At 66.0% G+C, this 11,605-nt stretch carries 9 protein-coding genes; 7 read left to right on the top strand and 2 right to left on the bottom strand.

Features of this window, described 5'->3' with window-relative positions:
* The first annotated feature begins 298 nt into the window (after positions 1 to 298).
* Positions 299 to 2,170 carry a DNA mismatch repair endonuclease MutL gene (gene mutL / locus IEX16_RS19525; protein WP_188710232.1) on the top strand — a complete coding sequence of 624 codons (1,872 nt, stop codon included), beginning with the start codon at positions 299 to 301 and terminating at the stop codon, positions 2,168 to 2,170.
* A gap of 25 nt (positions 2,171 to 2,195) precedes the next feature.
* Here the strand turns inward: mutL and IEX16_RS19520 are convergent, their stop codons facing one another.
* Entirely contained in the window at positions 2,196 to 2,678 is a 483-nt protein-coding gene (locus tag IEX16_RS19520) for a DUF3429 domain-containing protein (RefSeq protein ID WP_188710231.1), read from the bottom strand.
* 46 nt (positions 2,679 to 2,724) lie between these two features.
* Entirely contained in the window at positions 2,725 to 3,915 is a 1,191-nt protein-coding gene (locus IEX16_RS19515) for a glycerophosphodiester phosphodiesterase (protein WP_188710230.1), read from the bottom strand.
* A gap of 200 nt (positions 3,916 to 4,115) precedes the next feature.
* On the opposite strand from IEX16_RS19515, the gene IEX16_RS19510 reads away from it, so the two are divergent.
* The 6 genes from IEX16_RS19510 to IEX16_RS19485 all read left to right on the top strand — a co-directional run bounded on the left by IEX16_RS19510 (position 4,116) and on the right by IEX16_RS19485 (position 11,521).
* Positions 4,116 to 4,961: an alpha/beta hydrolase gene (locus IEX16_RS19510; protein ID WP_188710229.1), complete on the top strand. Its 846-nt coding sequence runs from the start codon at positions 4,116 to 4,118 to the stop codon at positions 4,959 to 4,961.
* Positions 4,962 to 5,201: 240 nt separating this feature from the next.
* Positions 5,202 to 6,410, top strand: coding sequence for a multidrug effflux MFS transporter (locus tag IEX16_RS19505; RefSeq protein ID WP_229676460.1), 1,209 nt, complete (start codon positions 5,202 to 5,204; stop codon positions 6,408 to 6,410).
* A complete protein-coding gene (gene miaA / locus IEX16_RS19500) occupies positions 6,407 to 7,372 on the top strand; it encodes a tRNA (adenosine(37)-N6)-dimethylallyltransferase MiaA (RefSeq protein ID WP_188710227.1) in 966 nt (321 codons plus the stop codon). Before IEX16_RS19505 ends, miaA begins: the two co-directional genes overlap by 4 nt.
* A 145-nt stretch (positions 7,373 to 7,517) precedes the next feature.
* Complete coding sequence (locus tag IEX16_RS19495; RefSeq protein WP_188710226.1) at positions 7,518 to 8,165, top strand: ABC transporter ATP-binding protein; 648 nt, start codon at positions 7,518 to 7,520, stop codon at positions 8,163 to 8,165.
* 8 nt (positions 8,166 to 8,173) lie between these two features.
* On the top strand, positions 8,174 to 8,836 hold the full coding sequence (ypfH, locus tag IEX16_RS19490) for an esterase (protein WP_188710225.1): 663 nt from the start codon (positions 8,174 to 8,176) through the stop codon (positions 8,834 to 8,836).
* Positions 8,837 to 8,851: 15 nt separating this feature from the next.
* The gene (locus IEX16_RS19485; protein ID WP_188710224.1) at positions 8,852 to 11,521 is read left to right on the top strand and encodes an ABC transporter permease; all 2,670 of its coding nucleotides are present in this window, start codon (positions 8,852 to 8,854) and stop codon (positions 11,519 to 11,521) included.
* The last annotated feature ends 84 nt before the right edge of the window (positions 11,522 to 11,605 follow it).

Genomic DNA, 11,605 nt, shown 5'->3' with positions numbered 1-11,605 from the left:
AAACCGTCAACCATGTCTCCGCACATGTGTCACCTATGTCTCCGGTCTATACAGCGACGCAAAAGAAAGTTACTTGCCGCCGGGCAACCCCCGGCCAACTGGTGCAGGCAATCCACATCCGCCGGGTATGCCTCAGACACCAAGTCTGAACTCCCCGCTCCTTTCTTTTGGGTACTTTTCTTTGGCGACGCAAAGAAAAGTGCCTCGCCCGCCGGGGCGAGACCCGGCTTGCTTGCAAACCAACCGACCACAAAACATCACATCATCCCGCAAAAATTCTTCCCTCTAGAATCGCCGTGTGACCCTCGCCCCCCTCCCCCGCCGCCCGATCCGCGAACTCCCCGACGAACTGATCAGCCAGATTGCGGCCGGCGAGGTCGTCGAGCGCCCGGCCTCGGTGGTGCGCGAGCTGGTGGACAACGCGCTGGACGCCGGCGCCACGCAAGTGACGGTTCGGCTGCAGGCCGGCGGGGTACGGCTGATCGCCGTCGAGGACGATGGCTCCGGCATCCCGCGTGATGAGCTGGCGGTGGCCCTCAGGCGCCATGCCACCAGCAAGATTTCTTCGCTGCAGGACCTGGAGTCTGTCGGCACCATGGGTTTCCGAGGCGAAGCGCTGGCCGCCATCAATTCGATTGCCGACATGAGCCTGCTGTCCCGGACCGAAGGCGACAGCCACGCCTGGCAGCTTGACGGCCGGTCCGGCGAGCTCAAGCCGGTGGCGCGCAGCCGCGGCACGACCGTCGAAGTACGCGAGCTGTTTTACGCGACACCGGCCCGCCGCAAATTTTTGAAAACCGACGCGACCGAGCTGGCCCACTGCATCGAGGCGGTGCGCCGCCACGCGCTGGTGCGGCCCGATGTGGGTTTTGCGATCTGGCACGAGGGCAAGCTGATCGAGCAATGGCGTGCCAGCGACGGCGCGGCGGACCAGAACGCCCACGACCAGCGCCTGTCCGATGTGCTCGGCAGCGAGCTGCTGGCGCAGAGCGTGGCAGTTGATTACCGCTCGGGCGCGCTACACGTCACCGGGCGCGCCGGTATTCCGGACGCAGCGCGGGCCCGTGCCGACCAGCAGTTTGCCTACGTCAACGGTCGCTACGTGCGCGACAAGGTGCTGACCCACGCCGCGCGCAGCGCCTACGAGGACGTGTTGCACGGCCACCGCCAGCCGGTCTATGCGCTGTATGTGGCCATGGACCCGGCGCGCGTGGATGTCAATGTGCACCCGACCAAGATCGAGGTGCGCTTTCGCGACAGCCGCGAGGTGCACCAGGCGGTGCGCCATGCGGTCGAAAACGCGCTGGCGGCGCCCCGCGCAGCCGCGGCCGCACTGGCAGCGCCCAACGGCATCGTCCCCGGAATCTTTGAGTCAAATCAGGCTCCAGCCCATGCTGCATGGGCGCAACCAGCTATCAATTTCGGGGCACATCAGCCTGTCCGGCAGGATGCACGGGTGTCTGACTTTGAGGCGATGTGGCCTTCTGCAGCCCCTTCCACTGTTCTTCCTGAGCCTGAACAGGCGCTTCGCAGCGCGGAGGCGTCGTCCACAGGCATCCAGAATGCCGACCTGCCCCCCGGCGACTGGCCGCTGGGCCGCGCCATCGCGCAGTTGCAGGGCATTTACGTGCTGGCAGAAAACACCCAGGGCCTGGTGATCGTGGACATGCACGCGGCGCACGAACGGATTGTTTACGAGCGCCTGAAAAACCAGTTGGACGCCTCCGCCAGCATCTCCAGCCAGCCGCTGCTGATCCCGGCCACCTTCGCGGCCACGCCGCAGGAAGTGGCAGCCGCCGAGGCCAGCGAGCAGACATTGAAGGCGCTGGGCCTGGAGATCACACCTTTTTCGCCACGCACCCTGGCGGTGCGTGCGGTGCCGACCAGCCTGGCACAGGGCGACGCGGTGGAGCTGGCGCGCAGCGTGCTGGCCGAGCTGGCCCAGCACGAGGCCAGCACCGTGATCCAGCGCGCGCACAACGAGCTGCTCTCGACCATGGCCTGCCACGGCGCGGTGCGCGCCAACCGCAAGCTGACCCTCGACGAGATGAACGGCCTGCTGCGCCAGATGGAAGCTACCGAGCGCTCCGACCAGTGCAACCACGGCCGCCCGACCTGGCGGCAAATCACGGTCAAAGAACTGGACGGACTGTTCCTGCGAGGGCGCTAGGCAGGTGCCGGTGCGCCGGTCAGGTTCACCGCAGCCACCCCGCCAACGCGCCCAGCAGGCAGCACAGCGAGGCCACCCCCGTCAGCCCCGCGCGCAGTCCCAACCAAGCGCCCAGGCCGAAGCGCAGGTAGACCCGGCGATCCACCGCATAACAGGCCATCAGCGTGGCTGGCGCCAGCAACAGCCCCCAGCGTGGCGGCAGCAAAACAGCGAGCCAGCCCAGCAAGCTGGGGCTGACGCCCCATAGCAGTTGTGCCGTATCCACAGGCGACTCGCGCATGGCCAGACCCCAGTGGATGCCGCCCAAAAAGCTGGCGATAAGCGCGGCATAGGCCAGCAACACTGCGCTGGCCAGGGTGTCTTGCGGGCTGGCCAGCCAGATCGCTGCAGCGCCGGCGGCGAAGGGCAACAAACCTGCCACACCCAACACGCGCGCCCAGTAAGAAGGCGCTGTCAGCCGTCCCGAGGGGGAGTGGACGGCGCCCGGGGCAGAAAACGAAGAGGACATGAGCCCAGTTTAGACCAGGCATTGACACGCACCTCGAGTCGCCAGATCAGCGACGCCGGGCCGCCACCGCCCTATCCGGGAAGTCGCTGAAAACGCCGTCCACACCCATCTCGAAAAACTTCTTGTACTCTGCCTCCGCATCGCCGCGGTAGTCAGACACCAGCCGCTGCGCTTCGCTGCGGAACGTGAAAGCATGGACAAACAGGCCGGCGGCGTGGGCGTCCCTGACCACTGTCGTGGCAGACATCAAGACGCGATCGCGCTCGTCGATCACGCCGTCACCGTTGATGTCGTCGGGTTTGCCGTCCCGATTGGCGTCGAGCTGGCCGGCGCGCAGCAGATAGGCCTTCCAGGGGCCAATGCCGTCCGCGTAGGTCTTGATCTCCCTGAGACCCGCCGGCGTCAGCAGGTCAGCAAAACTGCGGCTGTCTTTGGCCACGGCAAAGTCATACGGCTTGTCGAAAGGCGCGACCAGCGTCACCCCGCCTTGGGCATCAACACCGTCGCCGTCGATCAATTGAACCAGGCGCACTGCGGTTTTAGTGCGCAGGTATTTCAGGTTGGCAACTTCAAAGGACTGCACGATCACCGGCGAGTTTTTAGCCGTATAGCCATAAACCGCCAGTAGCGCGAGTAAACGGTCTTCCAGGGCCAGGCCCGCCGTCACATGGTAGGTCGGATGTTTGGTTTCGGGGTAGACGCCCACCGTGCGGCCCAGCCGCGCTCCCTCGCTACGTGCCAGATCCAGCACTTCCCGCAAGGTCGGTACCGCGTAGCGGCCGTTGTGCGACTGGTCGCGCTCGGCCATGGGCTGACGGGCGCGCAGCGTTTTGAGCTCGGCCAGGGTCAGGTCGGTGGTGAACCAGCCGGTTTCGGCCAAACCATCAACCATGCGGGTGGTTTTGCGGCTGGCGAACTCGGGCCGGGTGGACACGTCGGTAGTTGCCGTGATGTTGGGCTCCTGGCGCACCACCAGCTCGCCGTCCCTCGTGGCCACCACATCCGGTTCGATGAAATCCGCGCCCTGAGTGATGGCCAGCCGATAGGCCTCCAGCGTATGTTCCGGCAAGTAACCGCTGGCGCCGCGGTGAGCGATCACCAGCGGTTCCTTGCCGTCCAGCGTGGCAAAGCGGCCAGAGCCATCTGATGGCAGGCTGGAACAGCCTGCCAGTAGCAAGGCCGCCAGAAGGGCTGCAACGGCAGGTGACCGTGACACGATGTGGCGGTGGTTTCTCATGACATACCCTGTGTTTTTTTGAAGCCCCCACTGTGGTGCACGCCAGTGACGGTTTCGTGAAGGCAAGTCGCCGTCCGGCACCTTTTGCCATGCGCCTGATTTTTACGCGACTTCACAGAGCAGACATCAGGCGGTGGGCGGGACACGCAACAATCAGCACAGATGCGAACTTTTACCGTTCCCGCTACTCCACCTGAAGCATGAAACGCTGGACCCTCCTCGCCTCCCTCACCCTGGCCCTGGTCATTGCCGTCCTCGCCGGCTGCAGCACCCTCGACGAACGCCAGCGCGCCTGGATCTTCCAGCCCAGCGACCGGACCTGGAGCGGCGGCTTGGCGGCGGCCGAAGGCATGGACGATGTCTGGATCAAGCTGCCCGCCGCCTCAAAGGGCGAAGAAGCGCCCAAATTGCACGGACTCTGGCTGCCCGCCGATCAGCCCAATGCCCCCATCCTGCTGTACCTGCACGGCGCGCGTTACAACGTGACCGGCTCGGCACCCCGCATGCGCCGCATGCAGGAGCTGGGTTTTTCAGTGCTGGGCGTGGACTACCGTGGCTTCGGCAAAAGCACGCAGACCCTGCCGTCCGAGGAAACCGCCTACCAGGACGCGCGCGCCGCCTGGGACTGGCTGGCGAAAAAATACCCGGACCGGCCGCGTTATGTGTTCGGCCACTCGCTGGGCGGGCCTATCGCCATCCACCTGGCTACCGAGGTTGGCGACGAAAGCGGCACGATTGTAGAGGGCACCTTCTCATCGATCGCCGACGTGGTCAGCACCTCCAAATGGGGCTGGGTGCCGGTATCACTGCTGATCACCCAGCGTTTCGAAGCGGCTCACAAGGTCGACAAGATAGGCTCGCCGCTGCTGGTGGTGCATGGCGGCGAAGACCGCCTGATCCTGCCCGGCCTGGGCCGCAAACTCTACGAGGCGGCCGTCCAGCCCAAGCTGTTTGTGCTGGTCGAAGGCGGCTCGCACCACAACACCAATTCGGTGGGCCAGGCCCAGTACCGACAGGCGTTGGCGCAGTTGTTCAGCCTGAAATAAGCGGCTCGGGAAGCGCCGAACAGTTCTTGCGGATGCGCGGCAGCCGGATTGGGATGGAATGCAAGGCGGATTTCGCAACCAATAGCCCACTATTGGCAAAGAATTCAACGCAGCAGACCGCCCAAGCCCGGCTGATCACGCGCCGCAGAGACTTGTTCAGCGCTTCCCCCATCTGATACCCTCCGATCAATGCCCCTCACCCCGTCCGCCGCCCTTTCCTCCCCTGCCGCAACCCCTGCGATGTCACCCGCCCTGGTGGTTCTGGTGCTCACGCTGCTGCTCGGCATCCAGCCCGTCACCACCGATCTCTACCTGCCGGCCCTGCCCGCGCTCACCGAAGGATTCGGCGCGCCCATGGCGCAGGCCCAGCTCACGCTCACCGGCCTGTTGCTGGCCTTCGGTATTTCCCAGCTTTTCTGGGGGCCGCTGTCCGACCGATTTGGCCGCCGGCCCATCTTGCTGTGGGGCCTGGCCGCCTACGTGCTGGCTGCCATGGGCGCGGCGCTCGCGCCGTCCATGGCGCTGCTGATCATCTGGCGCATCGTGCAGGGCGCGGCCATGGGGGCGGCCGTGATGTGCGCGCGCGCCATCGTGCGCGACCTCTACGCACCGGTGGCCGCTGCGCGTGCCATGTCGCGCGGGCTCACCGGCCTGGGCGTGATCGCCTGCCTGAGTGCGCCGCTGGGCGGCCTGCTGTCGGACATCTTCAACTGGCGCGCCGCATTGCTGGTGCTGGCGGTTTTCGGCGCGGTCGCACTGGCCATGATTGCGCTGCGCTTTGAAGAAACCCTGACGCTGAAAAACCCGCGCGCACTGGAACCGCGCACCCTGTTGCGCACATGGTGGACGATTGTGCGCAACCCGACCTTTGTCGCCTTCTCAGCGCTGTCCACCGCCTCCTATGGCGGGCTGTTCACCTTTCTGGCGTCCTCGTCCTTTATTTTCATCAAGGTGCTGGGCCTGTCCAAGACCGAATACGGCCTGGTGATGTTTTCGATGTCTTTTGTCTATGTGCTGGGCACCATCTGGTGCCGCCGCCTGCTGCCGCGTTTTGGCGTGCGCCGCTCGGTCGCGATGGCCGGTGGCCTGACGCTGAGCGGTGGCCTGCTGATCAGCACGCTGGCCTGGGCCGGCATGCACAACGTCTGGGCCCTGCTGCTGCCCTATTACCTGTTTGTTTTTGCGCATGGTGTGCACCAGCCCTGCAGCCAGAGCGGGGCCGTCAGCCCCTTTCCCGGCGCAGCGGGCGCAGCTTCTGCGCTTAACGGCTTCCTGATGATGCTGGCCGCCTTTGCCATGGGCGGCTGGCTCGGCAGCCACATGGACGGCACGGTGTTTCCGCTGGCCTATGGCGTGCTGTTCTGGAGTGTCTGTATTTCAGTGACGGCCTGGACGCTGGTTCAGAAACATGGCGACCCGGCTGCGCTGACCACGCCGGTGCGCCCATGACAACACCGCGCTGGATCGGTATTGCCGGGCCCACCGCCTCGGGCAAAACCGCTGCCGCGCTGGCCGTCGCCGCGCAGCAGCCGGTTGAAATCATCAGCGTCGATTCCGCCCTGGTCTACCGCGGCATGGACATCGGCACCGCCAAACCCACACCCGCCGAACTGGCCGCCGCGCCGCACCACCTGATCAACATCCGCGACCCGCTGCAGGCCTACAGCGCCGCCGAGTTTTTGATCGACGCCACGCGGCTGATTGGCGAGATCAGCGCGCGCGGCAAGCTGCCGCTGCTGGTCGGCGGGACCATGCTGTACTTCAAGGCGCTGCGCGACGGGCTCGACGACATGCCGACCGCCGACCCGGCGACACGTGCTGCACTCGACGCCGAAGCGCAGGCCAAAGGCTGGCCGGCATTACATGCCGAGCTGGCGGCGGTCGACGCCGTCACGGCGGCGCGGCTGTCGCCGAATGACTCGCAACGCATCTCTCGCGCGCTTGAGGTGTTTCGCGTGTCGGGCCAGCCTTTGTCGTTTTTTCAAAAGCAAAACGCTATCGAAAAAGGAGCTATCTACGCACACCGGCAAAGGGCTGGGGCGCTTATTTCTCTTGAACCACAGGAAAGGAGCTGGCTGCATGAACGCATCGCGCAGCGCTTCGATGCCATGCTCACCAGCGGGTTCCTGGACGAAGTGAAGGCCTTGCGCGCGCGGGGCGACCTGCACCCGGACCTGCCGTCGATGCGCTGCGTCGGTTACCGCCAGGTCTGGGAAGCCCTCAACGGCGACTGGCCGATGGCGGAACTGCGCGAGCGTGGCATCGCCGCCACGCGCCAGCTCGCCAAGCGCCAGATCACCTGGCTGCGCTCCATGCCCGACCGTCAAATTGTCGCCTGCGATGCGCCCGATGCGCTGCAGCAAGTGCTCAAAGCGGTATCGGCATCGAAGACGGGAAGAACAGGTCAATGAGAAATTTTTCGCTTGCCTTCACTCTCTCCGTCTGTCGTCCCGGATTCGATCCGATATCCATGTCGCACAAGCCATTTTCCCGGCCCGCGTCGCATGGATTGCGGGTCAAGCCCGCAATGACAAATTCCGCGCGAGAGGCCAACCCATGAGCCTGCGCATTAACCGGCTCGGCAAACACTACGGCGAGGTCGCCGTGTTCCAGAACGTTTCGCTGGAGGTTGCGCCCGGAGAATTTGTCGCCATCGTCGGTGAATCAGGCGTCGGCAAATCAACCTTGCTCAACTGCATGGCGGGACTCGATAGCTGGGACAGCGGCTCCGTCCATCTGGACGGCGTGGACATGGCGGCCCTGAGCGACGACCAGCGTGCCCTGTTGCGACGCGAAAAGGTCGGCTTCGTGTTCCAGGCCTTTCATGTGTTGCCGCACCTTGATGTCGCGCAGAACATCGCCTTGCCGCTGTTGCTGCTGGGCCAGCACGACGATGCCCGCGTGTCGGCCATGCTGGCCGCCGTCGGGCTCGACGGCCTGGGCGCGCGCCTGCCGCAGCAGCTCTCGGGCGGGCAGTTGCAGCGCGTGGCGATTGCGCGGGCGCTGATCCACCGCCCCGGCCTGCTGCTGGCCGACGAGCCGACCGGCAACCTGGACCCCAGCACCGCAGCCAAAGTGATGGACGCGCTGGTGGCGCAAACCCGTGAACACGGCGCCTCGCTGGTGCTGGTCACCCATTCTGAAACTGCCGCCGCGCGTGCCGATCGCGTGCTGCATCTGAGCAGCGACGGCATACGCGCCTAAGATCAGCCATGACTGCTTTTTCCTTCGAAACCCTGGAACTGCTGCCGGCCACGCCGCCCCGGCAACTGTTCGTGCTGCTGCACGACGCCGGCGCTTCTTCGATGGACATGCTGGATTTCGCCAACCTGCTCGGTGAATCCTTCCCCGAAGCCGTCATCGTGATGCCCGAGGGTGTGGAGTCCATCCACCTGGGTAAAACCGAACGTCACTGGTTTCCGGCAATCGAATTGACCGACGGCAACCGGTCCGAACGTGTGGCAAAGGTTGTGGCGGCCCTTGCCGTTTTCTTGCGCGAGCAGCAAGCGCGCTTCGGCATGCTGCAGTCCGACACCGCCGTGGCTGGCTTTGGCCAGGGCGCCACCCTCGCGCTGGCGCTGAGCGACACCCATGATGGACTGGCCGGCCGGGTGCTGGCATTTTCAGGCAGTTACGCCGCCCTGCCCGACAAGGCGCCGGCCCTGACCACGCTGCACCTGCTGCACGGCCAGCGTGACGAGCAAGTGCCGGCGCAACTGACGCAGCAGGCGTATGCGCGGCTGATGGAACTCGGCGCTGATGCGACCTGCGACATCGCCTCGAGCATTGGGCATGAATTACATCCAGCGCTGATGGACCAGGCGGTGCAGCGCCTGCAGACCTGCGTGCCGTTGCGCTTTTGGCGCGCGGCCTGAATCTGCAAACTTCCCATGCTGCGCCTGCTGCATACTTTTTCCTGGCAGGAACTGCTGCACCACCGCTGGCGCAACGCAGCCGCCGTGGCGGCGGTAATGCTGGGTGTGGCTCTGGCGTTTTCGGTGCAGCTGATCAATGCGTCTGCGCTCAGCGAGTTTTCGCAGGCGGTGCGGTCGGTCAACGGCCAGCCTGACCTGGAGCTGCGCGCGGTGCGCGGCAGTTTTGACGAAGCGCTGTATGCGCGTGTGGCCAACCATCCTGAAGTTGCCGCAGCCAGCCCGGTGCTGGAGCTTGGCACCTATGCTCTCGGTGCGGATGGCAAACGTGTGGCCCTGCGTGTGGTCGGTGTCGATGCGCTGGTGGTAGCCCGGCTGGCGCCGGCCCTGATGCCGGTGCCTGCCGCTGATACCGCGCGTTTGGCACTGTTTATACCCGGCGCGGTGTTTCTCAACGCGGCCGCGCAGCAGGCCCTCGCGGGCCAGCGCCTGCGGCTGCAAAGCGGCCTGAAGTTACTCGATGTGCAGGTGGCTGGCAGCGTGGCCGCTGGCGGCGCGCCGCTGGCGGTGATGGACATAGGCGCGGCGCAAGAGCTGTTTAGCCGCACCGGCCAGCTCTCGCGCATCGACCTGCGCCTGCAGGCGGGCAGCGACCGTGCCGCCTTTATCGCCGCGCTGCAACTACCGGCCACCCTCACCGCCACCGAACCGGGCGACGACGCGCAGCGTGTCAGCAACCTGTCGCGCGCCTACCGCGTCAATCTGACGGTGCTGGCGCTGGTGGCGCTGTTCACCGGCGCTTTCCTGGTGTTTTCAGTGCTGTCGCTGAGTGTGGCCAAACGCGCACAGCAGTTTGCCCTGCTCGGTGTGCTGGGCCTGACCGGCCGCGAGCGCCTGCGGCTGGTGCTGTGGGAGTCGGCGCTGCTGGGCATTGTCGGCAGCGTCGCCGGTATCGCGCTCGGCACCGTGCTGGCGACGCTGGCCCTGCGCCTGCTGGGTGGTGATCTTGGCGGCGGATACTTTTCCGGCGTCGCTCCGGCGCTGCAATGGGACGCAGGTGCCGCGCTGATTTACGGCCTGCTCGGCGTAGCCGCCGCGCTGGTTGGCGGCTGGTGGCCGGCGCGCGCTGCGCAGAAGTTGCCGCCTGCGCAAACCCTCAAAGGCCTGGGCGCGCCATCAGCCGGCGGCACGCCCTGGCGGCTCAGCCTGCTGCTGATCGCCGCTGCCGGCCTGCTCGCACTGACACCCCCGGTGTTTGGCATCGCGCTGGGCGCCTACCTGTCGGTCGGTCTGCTGCTGGTCGGCGGTATCAGCGCCCTGCCCTGGCTGATCGCGCTGCTGTACGACCGCATCGCACCGCACGTCGCGCAGCACCTGCTGCCGTTGCTGGCGGTTGAACGCGCGCGCCGCGTACGTGGAAGCGCCGCCGTTGCTGTCAGCGGCGTGGTCGCGTCGCTGAGCCTGGCGGTCGCCCTGACCGTGATGGTGGCGAGTTTTCGCGACTCGGTCACGCACTGGCTGGACGTGGTGCTGCCTGCTGATGTTTATGTGCGCACAGCCAGCAACACCGCCGCCAGCGACACCGTGTACTTCTCGCCGGACTTTGTGCAGGCACTGGCCCAGGTCCCCGGCGTGGCACGCACCGGCAGCCTGCGTGTGACGCAACTGCTGCTTGATGCCGGCCAGCCCGCCGTCGCGCTGATTGCCCGTGACCTGCAAGACCCTGCCGCCAGCCTGCCGCTGGTGGGCGAGCCGCTGCCGGTACCCGCCGGCCAGGTGGCCATTTATGTCAGTGAACCCATGGTCGATTTGTATGGCGCGCAGCCCGGCCGGGTGTTTGCCCCGCTTACGGAGCCTTTTCGGGCCCTGACCCATACCGGACAAGCGCCAACAGCTATCAATTCAGGAGCAAATGCGACGGCAAGCAAGACGAATCCGCGCAGCGAAGGGCCGCCCCGAGCAAGCGACCGCCCCCTGGTGGGGCAGCGTAGTACGCAAGGCGACAAGCGTGGGGGCGAACAGTTCTTCGTGGCTGGCGTCTGGCGCGACTACGCCCGCCAGTTTGGCGCCATCGCCATGGACCAGCGCGACTTTGAGCGCCTGACCGGCGACCGGCGTGTCAACGACCTGGCGCTGTGGCTGGCACCCGGCGCTGCGGAGCCGCAGGTGCAGCAGGCGGTGCGCGCACTGGCGCAGGCCCAGTCGCCGGGCGCGGGTGAACTGATCGAATTTGCATCGAGCAGCCAGATCCGTGCGAGCTCGCTGCGCATCTTCGACCGCAGCTTTGCCGTGACCTACTGGCTGCAGGCCGTCGCGATTGCCATTGGCCTGTTCGGCGTGGCTGCCAGCTTCAGTGCGCAGGTGCTGGCGCGGCGCAAGGAGTTTGGACTGCTGGCCCATTTGGGATTGACACGCCGGCAAATCCTCACGCTGGTCGCCGGAGAAGGCGCAGCCTGGACACTGGCCGGTGCGCTGGCTGGCCTCGGCCTGGGTCTGGCGGTGTCGCTGGTGCTGGTGCATGTGGTGAATCCGCAGAGTTTTCACTGGACCATGGACCTGGCCCTGCCCTGGCCCCGGCTGCTGGCCCTGTGCGCGGCGGTGGTGCTGGCCGGCACGGTCACCGCCTGGCTGGCGGGACGCGCGGCGGCGGGGCGGGATGCGGTGCTGGCGGTCAAGGAAGACTGGTAGGCGCAGAAAACGCTATGGCACGGTGCCTGCCGATGCGCGTTTTCGTTTGCTTACCTTAAAGGCCTGCGGGACGCGGGATTGTCA

The sequence above is a fragment of the Polaromonas eurypsychrophila genome (assembly GCF_014641715.1).
GTDB lineage: Bacteria > Pseudomonadota > Gammaproteobacteria > Burkholderiales > Burkholderiaceae_C > Polaromonas > Polaromonas eurypsychrophila.
Note: the sequence above shows the minus strand (reverse complement) of the source record. Positions and strands in the feature narration are given on the sequence as shown.